Annotated in this window: 22 protein-coding genes and 3 pseudogenes; 9 read left to right on the top strand and 16 right to left on the bottom strand. The window is 70.5% G+C overall.

Annotation, left to right across the window (positions count from 1 at the left end):
• Positions 1–119 precede the first annotated feature (119 nt).
• A complete protein-coding gene (locus ACWC09_RS16540; RefSeq protein WP_450851234.1) occupies positions 120–1751 on the top strand; it encodes a S53 family peptidase in 1632 nt (543 codons plus the stop codon).
• Between the two features lie 118 nt (positions 1752–1869).
• Here the strand turns inward: ACWC09_RS16540 and ACWC09_RS16535 are convergent, their stop codons facing one another.
• From ACWC09_RS16535 to ACWC09_RS16495, 9 genes are all read right to left on the bottom strand, one after another.
• Positions 1870–3636, bottom strand: coding sequence for a WD40 repeat domain-containing protein (locus ACWC09_RS16535; protein ID WP_450851274.1), 1767 nt, complete (start codon positions 3634–3636; stop codon positions 1870–1872).
• Positions 3637–3638: 2 nt separating this feature from the next.
• Positions 3639–4442 carry a nucleic acid/nucleotide deaminase domain-containing protein gene (locus tag ACWC09_RS16530; protein ID WP_450851233.1) on the bottom strand — a complete coding sequence of 268 codons (804 nt, stop codon included), beginning with the start codon at positions 4440–4442 and terminating at the stop codon, positions 3639–3641.
• 17 nt (positions 4443–4459) lie between these two features.
• Positions 4460–4969: an SUKH-4 family immunity protein gene (locus ACWC09_RS16525; protein ID WP_450851232.1), complete on the bottom strand. Its 510-nt coding sequence runs from the start codon at positions 4967–4969 to the stop codon at positions 4460–4462.
• 61 nt (positions 4970–5030) lie between these two features.
• Positions 5031–5861, bottom strand: coding sequence for a nucleic acid/nucleotide deaminase domain-containing protein (locus tag ACWC09_RS16520; RefSeq protein ID WP_450851231.1), 831 nt, complete (start codon positions 5859–5861; stop codon positions 5031–5033).
• Positions 5858–6586 carry a WXG100-like domain-containing protein gene (locus tag ACWC09_RS16515; RefSeq protein ID WP_450851230.1) on the bottom strand — a complete coding sequence of 243 codons (729 nt, stop codon included), beginning with the start codon at positions 6584–6586 and terminating at the stop codon, positions 5858–5860. Before ACWC09_RS16515 ends, ACWC09_RS16520 begins: the two co-directional genes overlap by 4 nt.
• A gap of 88 nt (positions 6587–6674) precedes the next feature.
• A complete protein-coding gene (locus ACWC09_RS16510) occupies positions 6675–7004 on the bottom strand; it encodes a hypothetical protein (protein ID WP_450851229.1) in 330 nt (109 codons plus the stop codon).
• Positions 7001–7333, bottom strand: a complete 333-nt coding sequence (locus tag ACWC09_RS16505; protein WP_450851228.1) for a hypothetical protein — start codon at positions 7331–7333, stop codon at positions 7001–7003. The genes ACWC09_RS16510 and ACWC09_RS16505 overlap by 4 nt, the downstream gene beginning before the upstream one ends.
• A 23-nt stretch (positions 7334–7356) precedes the next feature.
• Positions 7357–7650 carry a hypothetical protein gene (locus ACWC09_RS16500; RefSeq protein ID WP_450851227.1) on the bottom strand — a complete coding sequence of 98 codons (294 nt, stop codon included), beginning with the start codon at positions 7648–7650 and terminating at the stop codon, positions 7357–7359.
• Between the two features lie 132 nt (positions 7651–7782).
• Positions 7783–9246: a benzaldehyde dehydrogenase gene (locus tag ACWC09_RS16495; protein WP_450851226.1), complete on the bottom strand. Its 1464-nt coding sequence runs from the start codon at positions 9244–9246 to the stop codon at positions 7783–7785.
• Between the two features lie 133 nt (positions 9247–9379).
• On the opposite strand from ACWC09_RS16495, the gene ACWC09_RS16490 reads away from it, so the two are divergent.
• Complete coding sequence (locus ACWC09_RS16490) at positions 9380–11848, top strand: SpoIIE family protein phosphatase (protein WP_450851225.1); 2469 nt, start codon at positions 9380–9382, stop codon at positions 11846–11848.
• A 100-nt stretch (positions 11849–11948) separates the two neighbouring features.
• Here ACWC09_RS16490 and ACWC09_RS16485 read toward each other — a convergent pair whose 3' ends face one another.
• Positions 11949–13883, bottom strand: coding sequence for a glycoside hydrolase family 97 catalytic domain-containing protein (locus tag ACWC09_RS16485; RefSeq protein WP_450851224.1), 1935 nt, complete (start codon positions 13881–13883; stop codon positions 11949–11951).
• A 382-nt stretch (positions 13884–14265) separates the two neighbouring features.
• Between ACWC09_RS16485 and ACWC09_RS16480 the strand changes: the two genes are divergently transcribed.
• Positions 14266–15762, top strand: coding sequence for an RICIN domain-containing protein (locus ACWC09_RS16480; protein WP_450851223.1), 1497 nt, complete (start codon positions 14266–14268; stop codon positions 15760–15762).
• Between the two features lie 39 nt (positions 15763–15801).
• On the opposite strand, the gene ACWC09_RS16475 is transcribed toward ACWC09_RS16480, so the two are convergent.
• On the bottom strand, positions 15802–16020 hold the full coding sequence (locus ACWC09_RS16475; RefSeq protein WP_450851222.1) for a hypothetical protein: 219 nt from the start codon (positions 16018–16020) through the stop codon (positions 15802–15804).
• Between the two features lie 81 nt (positions 16021–16101).
• The gene (locus tag ACWC09_RS16470; protein ID WP_450851221.1) at positions 16102–16512 is read right to left on the bottom strand and encodes an MmyB family transcriptional regulator; all 411 of its coding nucleotides are present in this window, start codon (positions 16510–16512) and stop codon (positions 16102–16104) included.
• Here ACWC09_RS16470 and ACWC09_RS16465 point away from each other — a divergent pair.
• The 3 genes and pseudogenes from ACWC09_RS16465 to ACWC09_RS16455 all read left to right on the top strand — a co-directional run.
• Positions 16468–16860 (top strand): annotated as a pseudogene (locus ACWC09_RS16465) (aldo/keto reductase); the annotation flags it as partial. The gene ACWC09_RS16470 and the pseudogene ACWC09_RS16465 sit on opposite strands and share 45 nt — an antisense overlap.
• A gap of 18 nt (positions 16861–16878) precedes the next feature.
• Positions 16879–17178: pseudogene (locus tag ACWC09_RS16460) on the top strand (nuclear transport factor 2 family protein); the annotation flags it as partial.
• A 22-nt stretch (positions 17179–17200) separates the two neighbouring features.
• Positions 17201–18262 carry an NAD(+)/NADH kinase gene (locus tag ACWC09_RS16455; protein ID WP_450851220.1) on the top strand — a complete coding sequence of 354 codons (1062 nt, stop codon included), beginning with the start codon at positions 17201–17203 and terminating at the stop codon, positions 18260–18262.
• A 178-nt stretch (positions 18263–18440) separates the two neighbouring features.
• On the opposite strand, the gene ACWC09_RS16450 is transcribed toward ACWC09_RS16455, so the two are convergent.
• The 4 genes from ACWC09_RS16450 to ACWC09_RS16435 all read right to left on the bottom strand — a co-directional run bounded on the left by ACWC09_RS16450 (position 18441) and on the right by ACWC09_RS16435 (position 24926).
• Positions 18441–19694, bottom strand: a complete 1254-nt coding sequence (locus tag ACWC09_RS16450) for an MFS transporter (protein WP_450851219.1) — start codon at positions 19692–19694, stop codon at positions 18441–18443.
• A complete protein-coding gene (locus ACWC09_RS16445) occupies positions 19691–20848 on the bottom strand; it encodes a PLP-dependent cysteine synthase family protein (RefSeq protein WP_450851218.1) in 1158 nt (385 codons plus the stop codon). Before ACWC09_RS16445 ends, ACWC09_RS16450 begins: the two co-directional genes overlap by 4 nt.
• A gap of 818 nt (positions 20849–21666) precedes the next feature.
• Positions 21667–24477 (bottom strand): tetratricopeptide repeat protein, encoded by a 2811-nt coding sequence (locus ACWC09_RS16440; RefSeq protein WP_450851217.1) that lies wholly within the window; start codon positions 24475–24477, stop codon positions 21667–21669.
• Positions 24474–24926 (bottom strand): hypothetical protein, encoded by a 453-nt coding sequence (locus tag ACWC09_RS16435; protein WP_450851216.1) that lies wholly within the window; start codon positions 24924–24926, stop codon positions 24474–24476. The genes ACWC09_RS16440 and ACWC09_RS16435 overlap by 4 nt, the downstream gene beginning before the upstream one ends.
• A 357-nt stretch (positions 24927–25283) precedes the next feature.
• Between ACWC09_RS16435 and ACWC09_RS16430 the strand changes: the two are divergent.
• From ACWC09_RS16430 to ACWC09_RS16420, 3 genes and pseudogenes are all read left to right on the top strand, one after another.
• Positions 25284–25484: pseudogene (locus ACWC09_RS16430) on the top strand (WD40/YVTN/BNR-like repeat-containing protein); the annotation flags it as partial.
• Positions 25485–25537: 53 nt separating this feature from the next.
• Positions 25538–25738 (top strand): YCF48-related protein, encoded by a 201-nt coding sequence (locus ACWC09_RS16425; RefSeq protein ID WP_450851215.1) that lies wholly within the window; start codon positions 25538–25540, stop codon positions 25736–25738.
• Positions 25739–25752: 14 nt separating this feature from the next.
• Positions 25753–26391: an RraA family protein gene (locus ACWC09_RS16420; RefSeq protein ID WP_450851214.1), complete on the top strand. Its 639-nt coding sequence runs from the start codon at positions 25753–25755 to the stop codon at positions 26389–26391.
• The last annotated feature ends 232 nt before the right edge of the window (positions 26392–26623 follow it).

The raw sequence follows: 26623 nt of genomic DNA, 5'->3' as shown, positions 1-26623 counted from the left end.
GACATCCGCAGTTAACACGTGAAGCAAGGGTTCCCCCGCTTATGGGGGTGGGGCCGCTGTTCCTACGGTGAAGCCGTTCCCTTTCGGGACACCCCCCACTCTCCCTCCGGAGGACCTCAGTGAAGTCACGTCTGAAACTGCTCGGTCTCGTCGCCGCGCCGGCGCTGCTCGCCGCCGCCGTCCCCGCCGCCTACGCCGCGAACGCGGCCACGCCGCACACGACTCGCGCCGCGGTCACCGGAGATGTCCTGCAGGGTCTGGGCAAGAACGCGACCCGCACCGGCAAGGTCGCCGCGAGCAAGCGGATATCGGTGGCGATCAGCCTGGCGCCCAGAGGCGGCAAGGCGCTCGACACGTTCATCGCCAAGGTCAGTGACCCGAAGTCGAGTTCCTACGGGCACTATCTGACGAAGAAGCAGTTCGCGGCCCGCTTCGGCCGCACCGACGCCGAGGTCAAGCAGCTCAGGGAGTACCTGCACGCCCAGGGCCTCACCGTCACCGCGGTCCACTCGGGCAACCTGCTGGTCGACGCCAAGGGCACCGCCGCCCAGCTGGAGCAGGCCTTCGGCACCAAGCTGTCGACCTGGAAGGACGCCAAGTCCGGCCGCGCGTTCTACGCCAACGACAGCGCGCCGACCCTGCCGGCCTCCATCGCCTCCCTGGTCACCGACGTGGCCGGCCTCAACAACCGCGCCCAGCTGCACCACACGGCGACGCCCCGCACCGTCAACCCGCACAACGGCCCGGGCGGCGGCTACACGCCGGCCCAGCTCAAGGGCGGCTACAACGTCTCCGGCACCTACACCGGCAGCGGCCAGAAGATCGCGCTCCTGGAGTTCGACGGCTTCCAGCAGTCCAACATCACGAAGTACGACACCAACTACAGCCTCGGTTCGCCCACCCCGACCGTGTCCAAGGTGGACGGCGGCTCCGGCGCGCTCGGTGACGGCCAGGTCGAGGTCGAGCTCGACATCGAGGTCCTGCACGCGATCGCCCCGAAGGCGAACGTGACCGTCTTCGAGGGCCCCAACTCCGACGCCGGCGAGGTCGACACCTACCAGGCCATCGTCGACTCGGGCATCCCGACCACCTCGATCAGCTGGGGCGCCGCCGAGAGCGCCCGCACCACCTCCAACATCAACGCGGTGGACGCCGTCTTCAAGGCGGGCGCCGCCGAGGGCCTCGGCTTCTACGCGGCCTCCGGTGACGACGGCTCCGACGACGCGGGCGACGGCGGCACCTCCGTCGACTACCCGGCCAGCGACCCGTACGTCACCGGCGTCGGCGGCACCAAGCTGACCGTCACCTCGGCCAACGCCTGGAGCAAGGAGGTGGCCTGGTCCGGCGGCGGTGGCGGCAAGTCCTCCGTCTTCAAGATCCCGAGCTGGCAGACGGCCGTCCAGAAGAGCGCGGGCGGCGGCTACCGCCAGGTCCCGGACGTCTCGGCGCACGCCAACCCGAGCCCCGGCGTCTCGATCTACTCGCAGGGCTCCTGGTCCTCGGTCGGCGGCACCAGCGCCGCGGCCCCCGAGTGGGCGGCGTTCGCGGCCCTCTACAACCAGCAGGCCGCGGCGGCCGGCAAGGCCAACCTCGGCTTCGCCAACCCCGCCCTCTACGCGGCGAGCGGCACCGGCTTCCACGACATCACCAGCGGCAGCAACGGCGCCTACTCCGCGGCCGGCGGCTGGGACTTCACCACCGGCTGGGGCTCGTACAACGCGGCCACGCTGGCGAGCAAGCTCCTCGGCTGACGCCTGACGCCTGACGACCGACGAACCGACGATGCGTGAAGTGCGGGCCGGGGGACGATCCCGGCCCGCTCTTCGGCGTAGGACGGTCCACGACCAGGTGTGTTCGCGTCCCCTCCGGTCAGTCCCAGAGCCGCCGAGCGTCGAGGCGGAGGGCGTATGTGCCGTCGGGCCCGGCGATCGTGAGACGCAGGTCGGGCGAGAGGGCGAGGGCCCGGCACCGCATGAGAAGGGGGATCGCGCGCACGCGGCCGGTGGGCACATGCCACAGGTGCGCTCTCGCGTCGTTCCACGCCACGGCGAGAACCGGGCCGTCGGCGCTGTCCACCGCGGTCATGGCGGTGACGAGGGCCGGCCGCCGTTCGACGGGTTCCGGCATGGGACCGGCGGAGGTCGCCCACAGCCGGACGGTGCCGTCCATGGCCGCGCTCATGACGAGGGTGTGCCGATCGTCGGAAAGAGTCAGACACGTCACCGCCGTCACAGGGGCGTTGTGCAGGTCCTGTGAGTGCGGGGTGGGATGGTAGGTCTCCAGGGCCCAGACGTGCACGCTGCCCTGTTCGTCGCCGACCACCGTCGTTCCGGTGCGGGGGCACTGCCCGAGGGCCGTCGGTCGCCTGCGGGGCTGCCGGAGCGTGAGGTGCCCGTGGTGGGCGGCTATGTGGCCGAGGACACCGGCGGCCGTTCCTTCGGTGTCCGTGATGACGGGGCGCAGCGCACCCGTGTCGGTGAGCAGCAGCAGCGACCGGTCACGGCGTACGGCGATGCCGTCGGGGCGGGCGGTGCTCGGTGAGACGACGGCGGTGGTGCTGCGGCCGGTCGTCGGGTCGAGGAGGGTGAGACCGCCCAGCGGATCCGCCGCGAGCAGCTCTCCTCCGTCGCCGGGCGTCGACGCCAGGGCGGTCACGGCCGCGTCGGGACGGGCCCATACGGCCGTGAACAGGTGCTGTTCGGCGAGGGGGAGAAGGTATGCGGCGAGGTCCGGGCTCGCCCCCAGGGCTGCGGTGTGGAGGAGGGCGGCGCGTTGACCGGTGCCGTGTTCGATGTCCGACAGCTGCGGGGCCGCCTCCTGCCAGACCTGCCGCAGGCCCCGAGGCGCCGGGATGCGTTCGTCCGCCAGGCAGGCCGCGAGGGACACGGGGGAACCATGGACGAGGAACCCCGGGTCGGCGAGCAGCGCGCGGACGATGTGGCCCGTGTCCGGGGAGAGCAGCGCCTGGTCCAAGGCGTGTTCGCGGGCGGCCTCGGTGGCCAGGTCCCAGCGCGGGCGGCCGTCGTCGGTGCGGGGGACCCGCGCGATGAGGTCTTCGCCCCCGAGGACCAGCTCGGGTGGGACGAAACTCCCGTGGGGTGTGTCGCCGACGTCGATGGACTCGGCGCCCGCCCAGGCATCGAGGAGGTCCGTGTCACCGACCTCCACGACGGCGCGGGTCTGCGGCAGCCGGAGGAGCGGCAGGAGCAACTCCTCGGTGAGGGCCGCCGGATCGGCCGTGGGCCGGTCGGCGGGGCCGCGCCCGGCCAGGTGAAGGTCCGGTACGAGGAGCAGCAGGGGGCGTGGATCGGCGGTGAGGCGCTCCAGCAGACGATCCGGGGACAGGGGGCCGTAGCCGAGCTGTCGGCCCAGTTCCCAGGCGAAGGCGTCGGTGAACAGCCCGGCGGAAGGGATCGTCGCGTGCGCGGTGGTGCGGGGGTGTCCGGCCGAGCCGACCAGGAACCAGGTCAGCAGATGGCTCTTGCCGCTGCCCCGGGTCCCGCGGATCAGGCAGACCCTGGCGCGGCCCTCGGTGCTGTCGGCCGCCCAGTCCAGCAGCGCGGGCCCATGGGCCGCGGTGACCCCTTCCAGCGGCGGCCAGGCGGTGATGTCGGGTCCGCCGAGCACGGGCGCCATGCTCACTGGCCGGCCTCTTCACTCTCGGCGGCCTCTTCACTCTCGGCGCTCTCGCGCAGCAGCCGGATGCCTTCCGCGCGCGAGTCGGCCGACTCGCCGTAGGGGAAGTGGTGCGTCAACTGGGCCTCCGGGAACACCCGCGCCAGCCACAGGGAGCAGTAGTGGCCGGGCATGAAGCAGGGGGCCAGGTCGGTGTGGACGCGCAGGACCTGTTCCGGCTCGATGCCGGCCGCGCTCAGCCTGTTCCACAGCCGCTCTTCGGGGTGCAGCGCGATGGCGCCCGACTGGGTGACGATCTGCTTGGCGCCCATGGCGTCGACGTACTCGAAGGCCGCGTACGACTCCACGGCGGCGGTGTCGCGGATGTCGTCGAGCACCAGCGGCCACCAGTTCTCCCGCTCGGCGAACGCCCGCGGATCCTGTGTGCCCAACCGCTCCCGCAGCCGGTCGAAGGCGGCCGAGGCGACCTGTGGCCGGTCCGTACCCAGGATGACGCGCAGGGCCTCGCGCGCCTCCGCGAGGCCGGAAGCGAACGCCTGGAGCGAGGAGTTGACGAAGCGGTTCGGTTCGTCGAACTCCAGCAGCACCGCCCACACCGCCCCGTCCGCGTCGGCACAGAGCTGGAAGCCGCCGTCGCCGCCCAGCCGCGCCCAGCCCGCGTACTCCTCGTCGGACACGCGGACCCCGGCCGAGGCGGCGTATTCGACCAGCGGTACCGGGTCACGGTGGTCGGTCACGAAGTAGGGCCCGACCTGCACCGGCACGGAAATCCCGGCGATCGATCGCTCTGGTCCGTCGTCAGGCACCGCGTCTGCGCTCCTCACTAGAAGTGGTGTTCGGGATCCACAATGTACGTGAGGACATCGAACCAGCAGGATTCCGGGTTCTCCAGAGCGGCCGGGTCCACGGAACTCATCGCTTCCCGGACACGCAGCCGCACCGTCTCGAGTTCTTCCTTCCCATGGGATTCCCAGTCATAGTTCGGACTCTCGACCTGGAGCAGGTACAGAAAATGAACGAACGACCGCAGTCCGCTGTTCAGCAGGTAGATTTCTCCGTCCTGCGGCAGACAGTAGACCTTCCCGGTGTCCGGATCGAACGCGATGTCGTCATAGGGGATCATTCCCAGCAGGATCCAGCCGTCCGCCTCCGGCGGTGTCTCCACCCGCTCGAGCCGCTCGCCGATCCCGTCGTCCAGATCGAACCAGGGGTTCTCCCAGACCGGAATGCCCAGCGTTCCCAGGACATCCCTGGCGTCCGCGTCCGACACGGGCCCGAGAACGCTCTCCGGTGACGTGATCAGCTCGTCCGACTCGAACACGGCCTCGAGCATGGCTCGATCGATAGTGCTGCTCATTTACCCTAATCCCACCCAGTAGATAACCCACGAGATCTTATCTACTCAGTTTCAGCTGGTCAAGATAGCTTTCCATCATGGAATTACCGCGTTCTCTCGACGCCTTGTCGACGCCGTATTCGACACTATGGCTCACTTCCGTTCCCGGGAATCTCTCCGCCATCCATGAACTGCAATTCGCTCCCGTACTGCAGGGTTCTCGCTCCGTATAGAGATGACGTATTCGGGACGGTTCCCCCTCCCTCAGGAACGGCGTCCCGATCATCCGCTCCGAGTGCCGGCGCCCGTTGCTGCGGGCCACGAGAACGAAGTCTCCGCTGCCGTCCTTGCTCCGCACCCGCGCGGCCGCGTAGTTGTTGCTCGTGAAGTCCCCGTCCTTGTTGTGGGTGCCGTAACTGCGGTCCGCGTGGCGGGCGAGCCGGGTGGCCTGCGAAAGGTCGGTGCTGCCGAGCGGGACCTGCTGGGACGACGCCTTCGGACGCGGATCGGTGCGCCCCTCGCTCTTGTTCTTCAGCTTGGCGTTCTGTTCGCCCCTGACCGGACGTCCGATCGAGGTGCTGTCGAGCCCGAGCTTCGCCCGGTCCGCGTCCGTCAGGTCGGAATGGGAGCGGTCGGGGTTCAGCCGACGGATGCTTCCGTCGTCGGCCATGTGGTAGACCGGCGTCTCCTCGGTCCTGGGGCGCTTGGCGAGCCGCTCCAGCTCCCCCGCGTGCTTGGCGTCGTTCTCGAGGTGGTTGTCCGCGACCCGCTTCAGCCGTTTCCCGGTGTCGTGGTAGAGATCCTTGACGGCCTTGCCGGCGTCCTCCCCGACGGCTTTGCCGGTCTTCTGCGCGGCGTGCTCCAGCGCCTTGACGATCTGGTTGGTCACTCGAAGCTCACCCCGGCCAGCTTCGACGTGAACTCCTCGGCGTGCGCGGCCACCTTCTCCGCGTGACCGTGCATCAGCTCCGCGTGGGCGTGCACCTGCTCGGGGTCCATGGAGAAGCCGGTCCCCGCGTCGCCCCCGCCGGCGGAGACGCCCGCCGCGGACTCCGCCGCCTTGAACACCAGTCCGCTCACCGCCCGGCCGACCACCTCCACCAGCGGTTCCACGGCCGCCTCGATGACCTGCCCGATGATGTACTGCTCCAACTGCTGTTCCAGGTAGTCCATCAGCTTCTCGGCGGCCTCCACGATCAGCACCTCGGCCGCCTCCGCGATCCCGAGGGTGACCACCGCGGCCGCCTGGTCCGCCACGAACGACACGGCCAGCGCCGCCAGTTCGGCGATCGCCTCGACCTTCATGCCCACGATGACGTCCGCCGCCACGTCCAGCGCGGTCGCCACCGTGTGACAGGCCGACACCAGCTCGTCCATGTGACCGGACGACATCTGCGACCACTTCGCCAGCAACGCCTCGTAGGAGGGGCCCTGGTACACCTCGGCCATCCGCTTGATCGTCGCCGAGGAGTCCTGGTGCGTCTCGTCCAGCTTGTCCGCGAAGTCCCGCACATGGGACGCGAACTCACGAACCTTGTCCTCGTTCACGTTCGGCCAGTTCACCCCGATGAACTGCAGGAAGGAAACGACCTCTTCAGGCAGCTCAATGGCCACAACGCCCCCGTTCGGCAACAGCAGACACCAGTTCGGCACGCTAGTGCGGGCACGGCAACGGTGGGGCAAACAGCGGCCGTTGATACCTTCAACTGCCGGCCGGCGGCGGCACCACTCGGAGGTTCGCGTCGGGCTGCACCCAGGACAGGTCCGCGCCCTCGGGGCCTTCGAGTTCGATGACGGCGTGCCAGACGGGGGGTAGTTCGGAGAACTCCCCGAACGGCGGCCGGTACATGCGGACCACCCGGGCCCGGGGAGTAACGGCAGCCACTGGGCTGTCCTCCGGAAGCACCGCATCGCCGGGGAAGACGCTCCGCCCCACACTGATGCAGCGGGCATGGCAGACCACCGTGTTCGCCGAGGGCCGCTCGTACACGATCTCCACCCCCAACAGCCCCTCGGGCTCGGTGCCGGTCACGCTGTGGGTGCCTCCATCTGGACCACTCGGAGGTTCGCCATGGGCTGCGCCCAGGACAGGTCCGTGCCCTCGGGGGCCTCGAGCTCGATCACGGCGCTCCAGCCAGGGGTCAGTTCGGTGAACTCCCCGTACGGCTGTCGGTGTATCCGGAGCACCCGGGCCGGGGAGACCCCGGCATCCGGTGGGCTGTCCTCCGGAAGCACTGAATCGCCGGGGAAGATGCTCCGCCCCAGACTGACGCAGCGGGCGTGACAGGACACCCTGTTCGCCGAGGGCCGCTCGTACACGATCACGACGTTCAGCAGTCCGACAGGCTCGGTACCAGTCACGCTGGGGATGCCTCCCTCCGGGGTCAGAACCAATTCATGACCTTGTCGGCCACATCGGACGCCACACCGCTGCCGATGATGCCTCCGACGACACCGCCGACGACACCGCCGCCGACGGTACCCGCACCGGGTATGGCCGAGCCGATCGAGGCACCCACCTCCGCGCCGTAGGCCGCGCCCGCCAGACCGCCCGCGAGGCCCGCGGCGTCCCGGGTGGCGGTGTGGAGCCGCTGGGCCGGCGGCGCCTTGGCGACGTCGTAGGCGGAGAGCGCCACCGCGCCGACGAACGCCGCCGACCGTGATGAAGCCCGCGTCACCGCCCGCCGAGCCCGCCAGTTTGCTCGCGGTCGAGGCGGCACCGCTGCCCGAACCACCGGTGGCACCGCCTCGGGCAGCCGGAGACACCCGGGCTGCCGGCACTCGCTGGTCGCGTCGTCGTCACCCCGCGATTACGCGGAACCCTGGACCGTCATCCAGCGCCACTGGGTGAACTGCTCCAGGTTGGCGGTGCCGCCGATGCGGGAACCGTTGCCCGATGCTCCCATCCCGCCGAACGGGGCGTTCGCGGCGTCCTTGGCGGAGACGTCGTTGAGGTGCACCATGCCGGTGCGCAACTGCTCGGCGATGACCGCGGCCCGCGACACAGAACCGGAGTGCACAGCCGCCGTCAGGCCGTATTCCGTGTCGTTGGCGATCTCGACGGCCTCCTCGTCGGTGCGGAACGCGACGACGGGGGCCACAGGCCCGAAGATCTCCTCGGTGAAGGCGGGCATGGTCCGCTCGACGTGGTCCAGAACGGTGGGCGGGTAGAACAGCCCGTCGCGGCGTCCGCCCGTCAGCACCCGCGCCCCGGCGGCCACGCTCTCGTCCACGATGCGTTCGATCCTCGCGACCTGGCGCTCGCTGATCACGGGACCGAGAGCCACACCCTTCTCGCGGGGGTCGCCGACCCGCAGCGCCTTGGCCTGCCTGATCAGTGCCTCGGTGTACGGCTCCACGAGGTCGGTGTGCACCAGATGACGTCCGGCGGCGACGCAGGCCTGTCCCTGATAGCCGAAGGAACTCATCGCTCCGGCCGCCGCGGCGGAGTCGATGTCCGCGTCGTCGAGCACGACGATCGAGTTCTTGCCACCCAGCTCCAGGGCCACCCGCTTGAGCCCGTCGCCCGCGGCGCGGGCGACCGCCCGTCCCGCCCTGGTGGAGCCCGTGAACGCGACCATGGCGACGTGGGGATCGGCCACGACCGCCTCACCGGTGCCGAGGCCTCCGGGAAGGACGTGGAGCAACCCCTCGGGCAGTCCGGCCTCCTCGAACAGCCGGGCCACGACGACACCGCCGGACACCGGTGTGTGGGGATCGGGCTTGAGCAGGACGGCGTTGCCCAGCACGAGCGCGGGCGCCAGGGCCCGCATGGCGAACAGCAGGGGGGCGTTCCAGGGGTTGATGACGCCGACCACCCCCAGCGGTACCCGCCATGCGTGACTGGTCTGGCCGGGTGCCGACGGGCTCAGGATCTCGCCGCGGGGCAGCGACGCGAGGCCGGCGGCCTGCGCCAGCTGGCTGAGTCCGGCCGCGATCTCGTAGTCGCCCTTCGCCGGGACGCCTCCGGACTCCCTGACGATCCACTCGCGAATCGCCTCGCGGTTGTCGCGCAGGGCCCGGGCGGCGCGGAGCAGGATCTCGGCGCGCTCCTGAGGTGCCGTCTCGGCCCAGGCCCGCTGGGCTCGGGCGGCCAGGACCCCGGCCCGGGCGACATCCGCGGGCGCTGCCACACCCACCTCCGCCAGCCGCTCTCCCGTGGCGGGTTCGTTCACCGGCTGAATCCCGCCCTCGGACTGCCGCCAACCGCCGCTGTAGATCTTCCCGGTCCATTCGGCCGCATCCGGCCACGTCTCCTCGCCGGCGACAGTCATGGCACGACCCTCCAGCCCCGATGCATTGACCTTTTGCATTTATGTCCTTATTGAGGATATATGTCCGACCATCTCCCCTCGGTTGCTCGTCGCCGGGCCGGGACGCACGGTGGAAAGACCGAAATGAGGGCGGATGAACGCGATGACGGGTTCTGACACCGCCGGCGACGACCGGGCGGCGTGGCGGCCGGACGACCCGATCGACGAGTCGGCCACGGCCACAGCCCGCGTGGACCCGAACGGCGTCGTGACCGGGTGGAGCGAGGGAGCACGACGGCTGCTCGGATACCGGTCCACCGAGGTCATCGGCCGGCCCGCGGCATCGTTCCTCGCAGGGGAGCCGCCCGCCGAGACGCTTCGCTCCCTGAAAACGCTGCCGCGGTGGAACGGGACGGCGACTCTCCTGCACCGGGACGGCCACCACCTCGCGGTGAACCTGCTGGCCCACCACCGCGAGCCCGACGGCGAGGACAGAGGGGGCGGCGAGTGGCTCCTGGTCTGCCCCCTGGCCCGGCAGGCGTCGCCGCTCCACGACGACGCGCTGGTGATGTGGGCGTTCACCCGGTCCCCGGTCACGACGGCGCTCTACGACACCGGCCTGCGGCTGCGGCGGGCGAACGCGGACATGGAGCGGGTGATCGGTCTGCCCGAAGCGGCGATGCAGGGGCTGCGCGTATCGGAGATCGTGGTCGACCCGGAGTCCGACCGGACGGAACAGTGCATGCGCCGGGCGCTGGAGACCGGCGAACAGCAGCATCTGCAGCAGTCCCTGCACCTGGCGGGCCACGAGAGCGAGAGCGTCTGGACGACTTTGCTCACCCCCGTGCGGGACGCCGAGGGAACGATACGGGGAGTGCTCCTTTCCGCACATGACGTGACCGAGGAGCATCTGGCCCGAGGGCGCCTGGCCCTGCTCAACGAGGCCAGCATCCGCATCGGCAGCACCCTGGACCTCGCCCGGACCGCGCAGGAACTCGCCGATGTGGCCATCCCGCAGCTCGCGGACTTCGTCACCGTCGACCTGCTTCCCGCCATCGAAGGCGGCGACGACCCACGCGCCGGCTCGCCGCCCAGCCCCGTCATGCTGCGCCGGGTCGCCTACCAGTCCGTCCTGGAGGGCTGCCCCGAGATCGTGGTGAGGCGAGGAACGGTGGCCGCCTACCCGGACGATTCGACCGCGGCCAGGTGCCTGACCAGCGGCCGCCCGCTGATCGAGAACGTGACCGCTTCCGCGATGGCCCGGGTGGCGAGCCAGACCCCGGACCGGGCCGAGCGGATGCGACGCTTCGGCTTCCACTCGGTGCTGGCCGTGCCGATGCGCGCCCGCGGCATCACCCTCGGCGTGGCCACCTTCTCCCGCCACCGGCGCCCGGAACCCTTCGAGCAGGACGACCTGCTCCTGGGCGAGGAGATCACCGCCAGGGCCGCCGTCTGCATCGACAACGCCCGCCGCTACACCCGCGAGCGCCGCACCTCCCTCACCCTGCAGAGCAGTCTCCTGCCGCAGCGGCTGCCCCCGCAGGCCGCCGTCGACGTCGCCTCCCGTTACCTGCCCGCCAGCACGCAGGCCGGCGTCGGCGGCGACTGGTTCGACGTGATCCCGTTGTCCGGCGCCCGGGTCGCGCTCGTCGTCGGCGACGTCGTCGGCCACGGCATCCAGGCCTCGGCCGCCATGGGACGACTGCGTATCGCCGTGCGCACCCTTGCCGATGTCGACCTCCCGCCCGACGAGTTGCTGACCCACCTGGACGACATGGTCATCCGCCTGTCCGCCGAGGCCGAAGGCGCGGCCGGCAGCGTCGGCGACATCGGCGCGACCTGCCTGTACGCCGTCTACGACCCGGTCTCCCGGCGCTGCGCCATGGCTCGCGCGGGCCACCCCGTTCCCGCGCTGGCGACCCCGGACGGCGTCGTGGTGTTCCCCGACGTCCCTGCGGGCCCGCCGCTGGGGCTGGGTGGCCTGCCCTTCGAGGTCACCGAGATCGAGCTGCCGGAAGGAAGCATCCTCGCGCTGTACACCGACGGCCTCATCGAGGCCCGCGGCCGCGACATCGACGAAGGCCTCGACGCACTGCGCAGGGTCCTGGCCCGGCCGGCTCCGTCCTTGGAGAGCACCTGCGACACCGTGCTCCAGACGCTTCTCCCGGACCACCCCGCCGATGACGTGGCGCTGCTGATAGCCCGCACCCGGGCCCTGGACGCGGCCCATGTCGCCACCTGGGACGTGCCGCCCGACCCGTCAGCGGTCGCCGAGACCCGTAAGAACACCACCCGGCAGCTGGCCGTCTGGGGCCTGGACGAGGCCGCCTTCGTCACCGAACTGGTCGTCAGCGAACTCGTCACCAACGCCATCCGTTACGGCGGCGCCCCCATCCAGCTCCGGCTCATCCGCGACCGCAACCTCATCTGCGAAGTCTCCGACGCCAGCAACACCAGCCCCCATCTGCGCCGCGCGCGCACCTTCGACGAAGGCGGCCGCGGCCTGCTCCTCGTCGCCCAGCTCACCCAGGGCTGGGGCACCCGCCAGACGTACACCGGCAAGACGATCTGGGCCGAACAGACCCTCTCCCCGTACTCCTCACCGTCGACGGAGACGGACTGATCGGTGCGGCAGTCCTGCTGCGGCCCGGATCGCTGCCGCGACCTGGCCGTCGAAGCAGGCCGCCATGATGGGCCGATCGACCGGCGGGTCGGGACCGGCGTCAGTTCGGCTTCAGCACCACCACCTGACCGCCGGCGGGGGCCATGGCCACGCTGAGCACGGTGGCCGAGGTGACGGTCCGGGTGCTCTTCACGACGGGAGTCTGGTAGGCGTAGGTGCCGGGCGTGCCGTCGGCGTAGACCGTCGCCGTCCAGTTGCCGCCGGCGAGGAAGGACAGCGGGAGCGACAGCGTCCGGGCCGACTCGTCGGTCATCGCACCCAGGTACCAGGTGGTGCCGTTCCGGCGCGCGACCGCGACGTACTGGCCGATCGATCCGTCGAGGGTTCGGCTCTCGTCCCAGGTGGTGGGGATGGCGTCGAACCATGGCAGGCCGGGCCAGTTGGCGGTGTTGGCGTACTTGGACGGCGAGTCGTACCAGTAGAGGAAGTTCAGCGGCTGGTAGTAGACCGCCGCCATCGCCATCTGGTGGACGTTGGTGGTCTGGTCGCGCGACTGCCCGTAGCAGATCGTGTAGTCCATCGGCCCGCCGATGTTCCGGGCGAACGGCAGGGTGACGTTGTGGGAGGCGGTCGGGAAGTGCTCGTTCCCCCGCACACCCTCCAGGCTGATCCAGTTGGGGTAGGTCCGCTCGTAGCCGAACGGCCGCACGTCGTCGTGCATGTCGATCAGCAGGCTGTGCGCGGCCGCGGTCTTCGCCCAACCGGTGATCTGGTTGGTCATGGCCTGGGTGCCGTCGTTGATGAAACCGAGTTTCACGCCCGCGACGCCCCAGCTCCGGTAGAGGGCGAAGAGACTGTCGGGGCTGGTCAGCGCGATGCGGTTGACGTAGAGGATGACCCCGATGCCCTTGCCCGTGGCGTAGGAGATCACCGACGGCAGGTCGATGGCGTCGATCGGCTTGGTGGCGTCGGTCGTACTGCCTTCCGGCCCGTACCAGCCGGCGTCGTACTCGATGTACTGCAGCCCGCGAGCGACGGCGAAGTCGACGCCCGCCGTGCCGTCGGCGGTGGTCAGGTTGCAGCGGAAGACCTTGCCGGGCTTTATCCATGAGGTGTCGGCCAGCGCGCCGGCGGGGGCCAGGTTGAGCACCAGTTCGGCGTTGTCGACCAGTTCGGCGTGGGTGGAGCCGGTCACCACCGCGCGCCAGGGGGTGGCGAACGGGGTGGTCACCGTGGAGGCCGTCTGGACCGTCCCGCTCCCGCGGGCGGTGTGCTCCATCAAGTGGGCGGCCAGCGTGTTGGGCTCCCCCGACACCGAACTCAGCATCAGCCGGGGGTAGTTGACGCGGGACGACTCGCAGACGCAGGCGATCGGCCCGCCGCTCGCGTACGTGGCGGTCAGCGGAAGGTCGGTCAGCGGGCCGGTGTCGGTGCCGGAGGTCCCGGTGGACGGGATCGAACCCGGAGCGACAGGGTTGTACACGTTCTCGTCCCGGGCGCTGTAGACGAGTGTGCCGTCGGGGAAGACGAATGTCGTCAGCTCGTCGGCGATGGTGGCGGTGCCCTTGTCGAGCAGCACGTACCGGAAGGCGACACCACTGGGGTAGGCGCGGATCTGGACGCTGAAGTTGATCAGGGTGGCGGTGTCCTGGAGGGTCCAGCGCATCTCCTGGTACCAGTCGTGGACGGTCGCGTTGCGGCCGTAGACCGGAGTCCAGGTGTTGTTGACAGTCCAGTGCTGGTAGTTGGTGATGACCGTGCCGCTACGGCCGAGCATCGTCCCGTCGCCCAGCTCCAGGCCCAAGGCCGAGGTGTCGACGACGGTCGCACCCCTGCGCTTGGCCGACCAGGTCAGAACGCCGCCGGTCAGCGACATCGTGATCGTGGTACTGCCGTCGGGGGCCGTCGCGGTGACCGAGGCGTCCGCCGCCGCAGCCGTGCCCGTCGTACCGATCCCGACCGCGGCGGCGCCGGCGGCGACGACCGCGCCCTTGAGCAGTCCCCGCCGGGACACCGCGCGTGCTGGAACCTCCATGGCGGTGCACCTCTCCATTGAGTGGACCTGAGTCGGCGGCCGGTCCGAGGCGCCCTCACACAAACGAACAGTAATGAACGCTTTCCATCGGCACCCGGGCAGTTGTACGCCCAGGACCCTTGAGAGGTCAACAGTTCCGACCCGGGAAGGGCCAACTGGTCGCGCTAGCACCCTCGGTTCCGTCATGAGCAAACAAAATCGATCGCGCCTCTTGACGGCGGAACGAACAGGAAGCTCTCATTTCCCACTGAACGTCGCAGCCGCTGCCGCGTGTTCGCCGCGTCTGCCATCGTTCGCGGCCTCAACTCCCCCTCCTACACGCCGTCAGGCACCGGCGGCATGCGGACGACGTCACGTCAGAACCTCGAAGGAGAGGCAGAGCATGCTGAATCGAGCACTCCACCACCGGCCCTCGCGCGGCCGGTTGCGGGCAGCCGCCGCCGCGTTCCTCACCCTGCTCGGAGGCCTCGCGGCAGTGCTGCTGCCCGCCACGCCCGCCAGTGCCGCCACCGTCTCCTTCACGCTCGGCGCCACCAGGACCGACCAGAACGGCAACACGCTCCAGTTGCACGGCCTGGGCATCATCAAGGCCGGCAACACCTGGTACGGCTTCGGCGAGGACAAGACCGGGGAGACCTCGTCCGACACGTCCTTCCAGGACATCCCCTGCTACACCTCCACCGACCTCTCCAGCTGGACGTACCAGGGCGTGGCCCTGGCCAAGCAGGCAAGCGGCGACCTGGGTCCGAGCCGGATCGTGGAGCGGCCGAAGGTCATCTACAACGCGTCGACCAGCACGTACGTGATGTACATGCACATCGACAGCACCAACTACGGCGACGCGCGGGTCGGGGTGGCCACCAGCAGCACCCCCTGCGGGCCCTACAGCTACCGGGGCAGCTTCCGCCCGATGGGCAACCTGAGCCGTGACATGAACCTCTTCCAGGACACCGACGGCACCGGCTACCTGCTGAGCGAGGACCGCAACAACGGCCTGCACATCTACAAGCTCTCCGCCGACTACCTCTCCGTGGACAGCAGCGTGGCCCTGCTGGGCAGCAGCGGCTCGGCCAGCTACGAGGCGCCCGCCATGGTGAAGAGCAACGGCACCTACTACCTGCTCGCCTCCCACCTGACCGGCTGGAGCACGAACGACAACGTCTACACCACCGCCACGTCGCTGAGCGGGACATGGGCTCCGATGCGGAACTTCGCCGCGCCGGGCACCCACACGTACAACAGCCAGACGGCGAACATCATCACCGTGCAGGGCAGTTCCGGCACCACGTACATCTACGCCGGCGACCGGTGGAACACCAGCGACCTCGGCAACTCCCAACTGATCTGGCTGCCCATGACCATCCGCGGCACCGTAGTCAACGTCGGCCAGTACCCGAGCTGGTCACTCGACACCACCGCCGGCACCTGGACGCCCGGCTCCGGTGTGCCCACCAACGCGGTGCACACGCTGACCGACGCCGGCAGCTCGATGCTGATGGACGTCTCGGGCGGCTCGACGAGCAACGGCGGCAAGGTCATCCAGTGGCAGTCCACCGGCGGCGACAACCAGAAGTGGACGCTGAACCGGGTCGCGGACAACGTCTACACGCTCGTCAGCGTCAAGAGCGGCCTGTGCCTGGACGTCCCGAACAAGTCCACCGCAGAGAACGTCCAGTTGCAGCAGTGGACCTGCAACGGCGGCACCAATCAGCAGTTCGCCGCCGACCTCGTGGGCAGCCTCACCGGCACCAAGTTCATGCTCGTCAACGTCAACAGCGGGCTGAACATCGGGGTGGACTCCTCCTCCACCACCGCGGGCGCCGGCGTCGTCCAGCTGACCGGCACCGGAGCCACCAGCCAGCAGTGGACGCTGTCCTGACGAACCCTCGCCGAGAGGGCCGCCACACCTCTTCGCCGGTCATACCTGGCATACCCGGCCGGGCAGCGAGGAGGGCAAGCCGGAGCCGAGCACGAAGACTTCGCTGTCCCAGTGGCGCAACCTGGCGGAGGTGGAGCTCATGATGGCGAACCACCGGATCGCCGCCTGACCAAACACCGCGAACCGTTCCTGCTTCGGCAGGGACGGGTGGCCCACTTCCAAGAGGCCGGCAGACAACTCCTCGGTCCTGTCGAGCACGACGAGGGCGTCGCCTCCAGCAGCGGTTCGACGCCGGGCAGGACCGTCTCCGCGTCGGAGGAGTGTGGCAGGACGTCTGGATCAAGGGCATGACCTGCGGGAAGGCCCGGGTGTGGAGGTGGTGCGGGCCGGTGACGGCTCGGCGCCGAGCATGTCCAGCAGGACCAGGGTGTCGTACTCGGGCGTGTTCGGTTCGGCGAAGTAGGCGATGAGACGGTGGCCGGGTGTGCCTTCGAGCCCCATGGACTGGTGGCCGAGGGTGAGGTCCCCGACCTCCGGGTGATGGAACGTCTTGCGGCCGTGCGCATGGGCCTTGACGTCGTAGCGTTCCCACAGGCGGGCGAAGTCCGGGCTTTTCGTGAGGAGTTCGTCGGCGAGGCCGGTGAGGTCGGGGGCGTCCGGTTCGACGCCCGAGAGGGCACGCAGGCGGGCGACGCAGCCACGGATCGGGAACTCGGCATCGGCTTCGTGCCCTACTCGCCGCTGGGCCACGGCTTCCTCACCGGGCAGATCCGCTCGACCGACGACGCCGACTGGCGCAAGAACAACCCCCGCTTCACCGGTGAGAACTTCCGGCGCAACCTGCGCCTGGCCGACGAGGTCAGGGCCGTCGCCGACGAAGTCGGCGCAGCACCCGCGCAGGTCGCCCTGGCCTGGCTGCTCGCCCAGGGCGACGGCATCGCCCCCATCCCCGGCACCAAGCGGGTCGACCGGGCCGAGGAGAACACCGCCGCCGACGGCATCGTCCTGACCGCCGAGCAGCTCGAGAAGCTCGACAACGTGCCCTCGGCCGCCGGTGACCACCACGACGAGGCGGGTATGCGTCTGCTCGGCCGGTGACAGGCCCGCCAGGGCGACGTCTTGGCTCTGGACGGCCTACTCGACGACGGCTTCACCCTCACCCACATGACCGGATACGTGCAGCCGAAAGCCGAATGGCTGGCAGAGATGAGACAAGGCCGGTTCATCTACCACACCATCGACGAGAAGAGCACGACCCTCGACGTCGCCGGCGACGCGGCCCGCCTGGTCGTCCGGACCGTCACGGACGCCACCGTGTACGGCACCCGGTGGGACGGGCGGCTGCAACTGGCCACCGACCATGCCCGCAAGGGCGAGCCCTGGGTCGTGTTGCGTACCGAGGCCACCACCTGGTGACCGAGATCGTCCGGAGGCGGAAGTGACAGTGAACCGGCTGGGCCTGGTCGTACACGGCGGACGCCCGGAGGCCGTGGCAGCGGCCGGGCTGGTCCGCGCCTGGTGCGAGGACCACGCCGTGCGCTGCACGGACATCGACGTGTGGCACGACGGCGGGCGGCGCGGCGCGCGTGAGGAGGTCGAGGCCGCGGGTCACCCCGATCTGGTGGTGACCCTGGGCGGTGATGGCACCTTCCTGCGCGGCGCCCGGCTGGCCGCCGCGAACGACGCCCTGGTCCTGGGCGTCGACCTGGGCCGGGTGGGCTTTCTGACGGAGGTGTCCGCCTCCGCGGTGCGCTCGGCGCTGGACGCGGTGCGGGAGGACCGGTTCGCGATCGACAGCCGGATGCTGCTCGCCCTGCGTGCCTCGCGCCGGCTGGAGGTGCCGGCCGGCATGGAGTCCCTCATCGAGTACGGCCGGGGGCCGCTCCTGCCGCCGCCGCAGGTGCGGCCCGACTGCGAGGTCGACCGGGACTGGGGCATCCCGCTGGACGTCACCGCGCTCAACGACATCGTGGTGGAGAAGCTGGTGAGGGACCGGCAGGTGTCCGTCGGGGTCTACGTCTCCGGCCGGCTCCTGGCCTCCTACTCGGCCGACGCGCTCCTGGTGGCCACGCCGACCGGCTCGACGGCCTACAGCTTCGCGGCCGGCGGGCCCGTCGTCTCGCCTCGCGCGGAGGCCCTCGTCTTCACGCCGGTCGCCCCGCACATGGCTTTCGACCGCTCGGTCGTCACCGCCCCCGACGAGCCGGTCGGGCTGCGCCTCCTGGAGCGTTCGGGGCCGGCCGCGGTCAGCATCGACGGCCAGCTGCGGGGCGTCCTCGATCCGGGCGACTGGATCGGCGTGTACGCCGCCCCGCGCCGCCTGCGGGCCGTCCGGCTGGGCCCGATGGACTTCTACGGCCGCCTGCGCGAGCGCATGAACCTGACCGACGCCCCGGCCGCGATCGCCGACGGCTCCCCCGCCCCGCTGTGGTCGGTCACCACGCCACCACCGGGGGACCTCGCCCATCTGACCCTGCTGACCGCCCCGGACAGTTCCTGATCGGCCGATCGCGATGACGACGAACAGCTGATGCCGCTCGGTGAAGTACCCGGCGTCATGGATGCGCCGGCTGCCGCGCCGCGAGGTGAGGTGAGGATGCTCGGCAGGATTCTGACGCATCGCCGGAGCAGGGGTGGCCGACGCCGTACGTCGTCGGCCACCCCGCATTCGTGCGGCGTCAGAGGGGAGCGAGCCGCTCCTTCTCCCCCGCGACCAGCCGTCCGCTGCGTGCAAGCTCAGCGACAGAGGCCGCGCCGGCGAACCCTGTGGCGGCCAGGGCCCACCAGGGCAGCCAGAGGGCGTCGTGTCGTCGGGCGAAGTCCCACAGGGCGCCGATGGAGAGGTTGCCGAGGGTGATGCCGAGGCCGGAGACGGTGTTGTACAGGCCGTAGTGGGTGGCGACGAGACGGTTGCCGGAGAGCGTGACGACCATGTCCATCTCGAAGGGGTAGACGATCGCGCTGCCGGCCGCGAGCAGGGTCACCGCCACGACCAGGGCGGTGAGTACGGCGACGGGGGTCCCCGGTGGGGTGAGGGCAAGGGGCAGGAAGGCCAGGCCCATCGCAGCCAGTCCGCGCACCAGGGCCTGGGCGGGGCTCCAGCGTTGCTTCGCCCAGCCGATGAGCCGGAGTTGTCCGACAACGGCAACCACGGCAGAGACGACGAACAGTCCGCTCGTCGCCCACGTCCCCTTGGAGCCCAGGGCCTTCGCGGCGGCGAGGGGCAGGGCGAGATAGACCTGGAACGTCAGGACGTACGAGCCGATCATCGCCGTGGCGAAGAGCAGGAAGGGCCGATTGGCCGCGACCGTCCGCCACTGAGCCAGCACCTTGTCGGATGTCGCCGCACGTGTCTCACCCCGCCGGGCGGGCAACACGCGCCCTTGCAGCACGGTCAGGACGGCGAAGATCGCGGCGGCGACGGTGCATACGAGACGGAAGTCGGCGGCCAGCAGGGCGAGTCCGACCAGCGGGCCCAGCAACATGCCCGCCTGGTAGTGGACGTTGAAGGTGGCGAAGGCGTCCACGCGCCGTTCTCCGGCCTCGGCTGCCAGGTAGGCGCGGACGGCCGGGTTGAACAGGGCGCCCGCGAAGCCGGTGGCCGCCGAGGCGGCGATCAGGGCAGGCAGGCTGTCGACCCAGCCCAGCAGGCCGAAGCCGACCGTGCGCAGCAGGCAGCCGGCCATGATCGGGGCCTTGTAGCCGAGGCGGTCGGCGAGGGTGCCGCCGATGAGGAACATGCCCTGCTGGGAGAAGTTGCGCACGCCCAGGACGAGTCCGACCGCCCAGGCGGCAAGACCGAGCCCTCCGGCCAGATGGGCGGCGAGGTAGGGCATGAGCATGTAGAAGGCGAGGTTGATGGCGAACTGATTGGCCATCAACAGCCGTGCGGCGGGCGGGAAGGAGCGGGTCTGCCGCCACAGGGTCTTCATCGGGCGGCTCCGGCGAGGGTGTGATGCGCGCCGGTGTCGGACCGGCCGATGGCATCGAGAGGGTCGGCGACGTGCGTGCAGCGTGTCCAGGAGGTCACGACCCGGTCGCCGGGGTGGGCGATCTCGTCCGGCTCGTCGGCGGGCAGGCGGCCCAGGAGGCCGTGTTCGCGGCAGTAGGCGTCGTCGAAGACCGTGCCGACGTAGCGTTGCGGCCCGTCGGGGAAGACGGCGACGATCCGTTCCTCGGCGGGCAGGGTGCGGGCGAGCCAGCGGGCGACGAGCGCGACGGCGCCGACGCTCCAGCCGCCGGTGGCGTAGTGGTCGCGGGCCAGGCGGCGGGCGGCCCAGACCGCTTCGGGGGCGGCGACCCAGTGGACCTCGTCGAAGAGGTCGTAGGCGACGTTGCGGGGGTAGATGCTGCTGCCCAGGCCGCGCATCAGACGTGCGGTGGCCGGCTGGCCGAAGATGGTCGATCCGGTGGCGTCCACGCCGACCACGCGCACGGGAGGGAAGAAGCCGCGCAGCACGGCGGCAATTCCGGCCGAGTGGCCGCCGGTGCCGACCGAGACGACCAGGGTGTCGATGCGGCCGAGCTGGGCGACCAGTTCGTGGGCGAGCGGGGCGTAAGCGGCCACATTGTCGGGGTTGTTGTACTGGTCGGGGCACCAGGCGTCCTGGTGGGCGGCGAGGAGTTCTTCGACCCGCCGGCGGCGGGCTTCCTGCCAACCACCGGTGGGATGCGGGGTGTCGACGATGTCGACCTCGGCACCGTACGCGGCCAGCAGCCCGGTCATCAGGGGTTCCATGCCGGGGTCGGTGACGACGTTGACCGGGTGGCCGTAGGTCCCGCCTGCCAGTGCCAGACCGAGACCGAGGGTGCCAGAGGTCGACTCGACGATGCGGGCGCCGGGAAGCAGCTGCCCGCGTTCGCGTGCGGCGCGCACCATGTGCAGCGCCGCGCGGTCCTTGATCCCGCCGGGATTGTGGCCTTCGAGCTTGGCCCAGAAGCCGCGGCCGACGGCGGCGAAAGGGGCGCCGATCCACAGGACGGGGGTGTCGCCGGCAAGGCCGGCCGGAGTGAGCATGGGGCGTTTGGTGCCGGCGAGGAGCTGGGCCGGGGACGTGGGGGTGGTGTTGCGGGTGGGGTGGTTCATGGCGTGCTTCTCCTGCGGTCGGCGCCACGAACGGCGGCCGGCCGTGCATAGGGGGAAGAGGCGGGGGAGATCGGCTGCCGCGCCGTGGTCGAGGCCGAGGGCACGACGCGGGGTCGATCAGGTCCGCCACACGCCGAGGTGGGCCCGCGAGTTTCCGGCTGAAGACGCGTCAGGCGCAGGAGGCGTGTGCCTGAGGGCTGGTGGCGCGGGCGACGGCTGGGCGCCGAGGTGGTGGGGAGGCAGCGCGTCGTGAACTGTGTGTACGGCCCGAGCGGCGTGGCGCGGGGGCTGAACCGTCGGCTCGTCCGTGCCACAGCAGTGCGCGTCGTCGTCTCGCGTCGGCCCGCGCTGCTGCACGGACGGCTCGTGGTCGGTGAGTCCGGACACCTGCCCTTGGGCCATGCTCGCCGTATGAATGACGGCGTCCGCGTGCCCCATTCCCGTGGAGGTCGGCCCATGGGCGCATGCCAGCACATGCATCAGCGCGGCGAGCAGCACCACGAGCGCCACCCCGGTCCGTGACACGGGGCGGCTGCTGCCGGGGAATGCTGAGCAAGCGGACATCAACACAGAATGTAATCGCTCACCTACGTAAAGTTCTCGTGGTGATCGGCCGTTTGACTCTTCGCCGGACACCTCTTCGCGTCCGCGGAGGGCCGGGACACCGCCGACCGCACAGGCGTCGCGGACGTTCCTGGGCGGGCCACATTTCGCACTCCAGCTCTGATCCAGGTCAGGGGCGGCGCAGCCTAATGGATCACCGGCCTGGGACCTTGCGGACAGAGAGGTGTGCAGCCTGGGTTGATCAATCTCCTGCGTCAGGTCTGCTCTTCGCGCGGAGTCCGATGGCCGGACAGCATCATGCCGCGGACCTCCGTCGGATCTCCTGTGCGCATGAGCCGGCGCAGGGCGCCCGCCTCGGCCGTACGGCCGAGGGCATGAAGTACGTCGGCGTGCAGGGCGAAGGTGGTCTGGAAGTAGGGCGCGTACGCGGCCGGGTTCTGCCGGCCCAGCGTGTGGTAGATCTCCGTGGCCTCGGCAGTGGCCGATATGGCAGCGTCGAGATCGTGGCCGCCCTCGAGGCTCACCTTGGCGAACGAGGCCAGGGCCCGTGCGAGGCGTTCCCGATGGGCAGCCGGATCGGCGTCGGCCAGGCGGCGCAGACGACGTACCGCATCCATGGCCTGGACCAGTGCCTCGTCGTGGCGCCCCGTCGCGGCGAGGATGACACCCAACGTGGCGTAAGTCTCGGCCAATTCCAGCTCGTGGGCTTCCGGGTCGGCCTCCGCGAGGCGGCGCCGGATCGCCAGGGCCTGCTCGGCGCGGGCCAGTGCCTGCGCGGGCTGTCCGTTGTGCAGCAGATGGGTGGCGAGGTTGGCCAGGGAACGGGCGAGCGCAAGCTCGTAGGCGGCCGGGTTGGCCTCGGCGAGGTGCTCGAAGATGCCGACCGCCTCCTGCTCGGCCCGCAGCCCCTCCTCCCAGCGTCCGAGATCCCGGAGCCGCTGGCCCAGGTTGGACAGAGAACGGGCGAGTCCGGGAGTCTCCCTGCCCGGGTCGGCTTTCGCCAGGCGGCGGCGGATCATCACGGCCCTGTCGGCGGCGCTCAGCGCTTCCTCCCAACGACCTGCCTCGGACAGGCGGTTGCCGAAATTGGACAACGAGGAGGCCAGATCCGGCTCACACTTCCGAGGATTGGCTGAGGCGAGCCGTTCGACGATCTCCACTGCTTCCTGCTCGGCTTCGAGAGCCTCCTCGATCTTGCCGAGGTGCGACAGACTGACGCCGAGATGGGACAGATCCGCCGCCAACCCGGACTCGGCGACGGCGGGCCTGACCTCGGCCGGCCTCCGGTGCAGGTCGGCGGCCCGCCGCTGGTCGGCCGCCGCCTCCCTCCACCGCCGCATCTCCATGAGCGTGACCCCGCGATCGCCGAGCACGACCGCCAGCACCGGCTCGTACCGGGCCGGGTCGTCCGCGGCCAGGCCCTCCAGGAGCACCACGGCTTCGTCGTCGGCGGCGAGGGCCTCTTCGTAGAGGCCGGCGTGCACCAGCCGGGTGGCGAGCTTCATCAAGAGGTCAACACGGCGGAACGGGTCGGTGGCGTCGGCCAGGCGGTGCCGGGTCAGGCGCACGGTGACGGCCGCGATCCCCGGGTCCAGGTCGGCATGCCGACCTGGCGGGAAGTGCGCCTCGACGGCTTCCAGGACGGCCAGATCAAGGTCGGCGACATCGGCGAGAGCGGTCAGCGCCGCGCTGCCCGCCGCGAGGGCGAGCGGGGGATCGGACCGAAGCAGGCCCCCCAGGTGCGGCGCCAGATGGGGCCAGCGCCCGGGAGCGGCCGCAGAGGCGAGGAACGTGATCAGGCGGCCGATGTGGTCGGGCGGCCCGGTCTGGGCGGCGCGGGCGGCCAGTGCCTTCGCGGTGGAAGCGGCCCAGGGCGCTGGGGGATGTTCGTCACCGGCAGTGTGGCCTGGGAAAGTGAGGGCGAGGTAGTCCTCGGCGAGTCGGTCAGGGTACAGCGGTTCCAGGACGGCGCCGGGCTCGGTTGGCGGGTAGCAGACGGCATGGTCGGCGAGCAGCCGAGCGGGGTCGGATCTCAGGTCGAGGCCCCGGAGCAGAGTGGCGCCGCGTTCGTATGCCATTGCGCCGGTCAGCGCAGCGGTGAAGACCGTGTGCGTCATGGCGGACGGGGGCGTGCTGTAGTCCTTGCCATCGTCGCGGCCGGCGTAGAGACATTGCCAATGCTCGCGCTCCCGATCCAGCAGGTACGACGACAGACCCGCCATGTCCTCAGGAGGCCGTAGGCCGTGGACGTGAGCATCGACCGCGACCAGCGCGGCCATGTGCAGGGCGAGGACAAGACCGTAGTCAGGCCGGGTGAGCACGCTGGGCGGCGTGACCGCGGCGGGATCGGCGAGGCCGTAACGAGCTGCGAAGGAGTCGCGAGCGGCTGTGAACATTCGCTCGCGCTCTCCGATCTCGTCAGACAGCGGCATCAGCGACTGGGCCTTGGCATCGGCCTGCAGCTTGGTCAGGGCGGCGCGGATCACCGGCCAGGGCTGCGGGGAGCGGGCAAGCAGCAGGACACGGGTGGGCACCGAGCGGTGCAGCAGAGCGTTGCTGAACAGCCAGTTCAGATGTGTGACGGGCCAGCGGTCGGCATAGTCGACGACGAGAACAAGTCCGCGTTCGTGCCGTAATCGCAGATCGTGGCTGCCGGGTGGTGGCTGGATCTCCTTCTGCGGCCCCTGCACGGCGCTGACGACTTTCCAGCCCGCGGCCCGGCTTTGGGCGGCGAACTCGGCGGCGAGCCGTGTCTTGCCCTGCCCGCCCGGGGCGTGCAGCCACCGGACCGAGAGCCGGGGCCTTGCCGCGTCCCGCCAGTCGGCCAGCGCGTCGTACTCGGCTTGTCTGCCCGTGAAGTCGACGACGTGGTACCGGGCGCTGAGCATCCGGCTCGGCTGCTGAAGCAGCCACTGGGTATCGGCCTCGGGCGGGGGCCGGTGCTCGACCAGCAGGTAGACCGGACCGCGGTCCGGGAAGACGTGCAGGTCGGCGCCGACGACCCCGTACCCGTAGCCGCTCTCCACATGTACGGTCTGGCGTGCGCCCGCCGACTCGGCGGTCACCGGTCGTCCTCCGGCCGCGGCGCTGCCGTTCGATCGGGCGAGGCGTGGTGGATGATGACGTTCCCGCCCTGCGCGGCGAAGATATGGCCACCGTCACGAGCGACGTTGGTCTGCACCCAGGCCCGCTCGACCTGCGGCAGCACGGAGCCGATCTGATCCACCAACGCGCTCATCTCCTCGCCCGCATCGGGATGCCGGCGCAGCACATCCTCAAGGCGCAGCTGCCATGCAGCGATCAGCGCCTGTCGAGCTCGCCCGGCGTCCTCGGACCGTGCCACCAGCACAGCGTCGTCGTCCAACCGGGCAGCGGCGGCGCCCTGCTCTTCCTCGCCGCCCCGTCGGAAGAGGCGCGAGGCCCCGGCGCGCGCCGTCTGCCAGGCACTCGTGGCCATGGCCGCCACGATCGTCGTTGCGGCCGTCATGGCAAGCGTGGTCTCCGGATCGGGCATGGCAGTCCCCCTCGTTGCACCTCACACCCGGCAAGCGGCACCTTGGAACCCGGCGACGCCCTGAACCACGTGAACCACACCGTGCGTGTCAGTGACAAGACCTCAAACCGCCTTCATTACCGGCTAGTTGAGATCGGCGGCGGTCGTGAGTGCGCAGGGGGCACGTATTCGGGACGTGCCACGGTCAGTGAGGACTTCCCGCAGAACGGTCGCGTCGTCGGCGGCCCGCAATTCGCCCGTCCGACGGCCTCGACGGAGCCCCCGCCGTAGAAGCGTCGAGGAACAGGTCGGTGAGGGCGGTGGGCACGCGTACGGCGAGGACCCCTTCACAAGACCGGTGCGCCGGGCCAACTCGCCCTGTGGGCGGTCGCGTTCGCGGACGACCGGACCGGCTGGGCCGTGGGCTCCGGCGGCACCGTTCTGGCCACGCACGACGCGGGCGCCACCTGGCGGCCCCAGCCCGTCGGCATCACGGACGACCTGGTCGGCCTGCATGTCGTCGACACCCGTACCTGTTGGGCCGTGGGCGACGACGGCACCGTCCTCGGCACGGAGGACGGGGGCGCCCGCGAGCGCCGCTACGACAGCGGACCGTCCAGAACCTCAAGGCCGTGCGGGCCAACTGGCAGGCCGGCGCGACCCGTTCGGGCATGTCTCTGTGGGCCGTGCACGTCGCCTCGGACCGGCACTGGTGGATCGTGGGCGACGAGGGCACCGTACTGTCGACGCAAGACGGCGGCGCGACCTGGGAGCAGCATTTCTACAGTCCGGAGAAGGACGCGTCCGCGCGTCCGCAGCCACAGCGACAATGAAGGACACAGCAGCGATGACAGACGCCACCGAAGCCGCCGCCTCCTCGTTCGCGGACGTTCCGACCACCACCCTCGCCGACATCCTGGGCCACGAGCAGGTCATGGACATCGGCATCCGACCGTTGTGGTCGCCGGTACCGCGCGTGGCCGGATCGGCGTTCACCGTGAGGTGCCCTCCCGGCGACAACCTCATGCTGCACGCGGCCATCCACCGCGCCGCACCGGGCGCCGTCATCGTCGTCGAGTCGGGCGACCTGGACTACGCGCTGGCCGGCGGCAACGTGTGCGCCGTCGCGCAGCGCCGGGGCGTCGCGGCCTTTGTCGCCGACGGGCTGATCCGCGACCTCGCCGAGGTCCGGGACCTGGGCTTCCCGGTGTTCGCCCGGGGGGTGATCCCCATTCCCGGAGACAAGAAGGTCGTCGAGCCGCTCAATGCCCAAGTGCGCTGCGCCGGAGTCGCGGTGAACGCCGGCGACATCGTCGTCGCCGACGAGGAGGGCGTCGTGGTCGTCCCCTCCGCCGGCGCCCAGGAGACCCTGACCGCCGCCCGGGCCAAGCTGGCCAAGGAGGCCGACGAGACCCTCGACGCGTGGGAGGAGGCCCACCGCACCCGCATCGACAAGATCCTGCGCGACCAGGGCTTCGAGGGCTGACACGGACGGTTTCGCCCCGGCGGCACTCCACGCTGACGGGACCAGCCGAAGCGAGAGAGCGATGCCCCAGCCTGAAGCACCCCGGCTGCTTCTCGCGAGCCCGCAGCACCGGAGGATCGGGTATCCCCGAGCCCGGGCCGGCTTGCCGGCCCGGGCTCGGGGAGCACGATGTACGTGATCATGCGTATGCGTTGAACTCGGCGATCGACCACCAGTTGCCGGCGCTGCCGGT

Source organism: Streptomyces sp. NPDC001617 (genome assembly GCF_053596855.1).
The sequence above is the reverse complement of the archived record's forward strand: the minus strand, read 5'-3'. Positions and strand labels throughout refer to the sequence as shown.

What these genes read in the sequence shown, in the direction of transcription:
- ACWC09_RS16535 (WP_450851274.1), bottom strand. Translation starts at nt 3,636, where the DNA reads ATGGCGCCCGTGCTCGGCGGACCCGACATCACCGCCTGGCCGCCGCTG.
- ACWC09_RS16525 (WP_450851232.1), bottom strand. Translation starts at nt 4,969, where the DNA reads ATGCTCGAGGCCGTGTTCGAGTCGGACGAGCTGATCACGTCACCGGAG.
- ACWC09_RS16495 (WP_450851226.1), bottom strand. Translation starts at nt 9,246, where the DNA reads ATGACTGTCGCCGGCGAGGAGACGTGGCCGGATGCGGCCGAATGGACC.
- ACWC09_RS16490 (WP_450851225.1), top strand. Translation starts at nt 9,380, where the DNA reads ATGAACGCGATGACGGGTTCTGACACCGCCGGCGACGACCGGGCGGCG.
- ACWC09_RS16485 (WP_450851224.1), bottom strand. Translation starts at nt 13,883, where the DNA reads ATGGAGGTTCCAGCACGCGCGGTGTCCCGGCGGGGACTGCTCAAGGGC.
- ACWC09_RS16480 (WP_450851223.1), top strand. Translation starts at nt 14,266, where the DNA reads ATGCTGAATCGAGCACTCCACCACCGGCCCTCGCGCGGCCGGTTGCGG.
- ACWC09_RS16450 (WP_450851219.1), bottom strand. Translation starts at nt 19,694, where the DNA reads ATGAAGACCCTGTGGCGGCAGACCCGCTCCTTCCCGCCCGCCGCACGG.
- ACWC09_RS16445 (WP_450851218.1), bottom strand. Translation starts at nt 20,848, where the DNA reads ATGAACCACCCCACCCGCAACACCACCCCCACGTCCCCGGCCCAGCTC.
- ACWC09_RS16435 (WP_450851216.1), bottom strand. Translation starts at nt 24,926, where the DNA reads ATGCCCGATCCGGAGACCACGCTTGCCATGACGGCCGCAACGACGATC.
- ACWC09_RS16420 (WP_450851214.1), top strand. Translation starts at nt 25,753, where the DNA reads ATGACAGACGCCACCGAAGCCGCCGCCTCCTCGTTCGCGGACGTTCCG.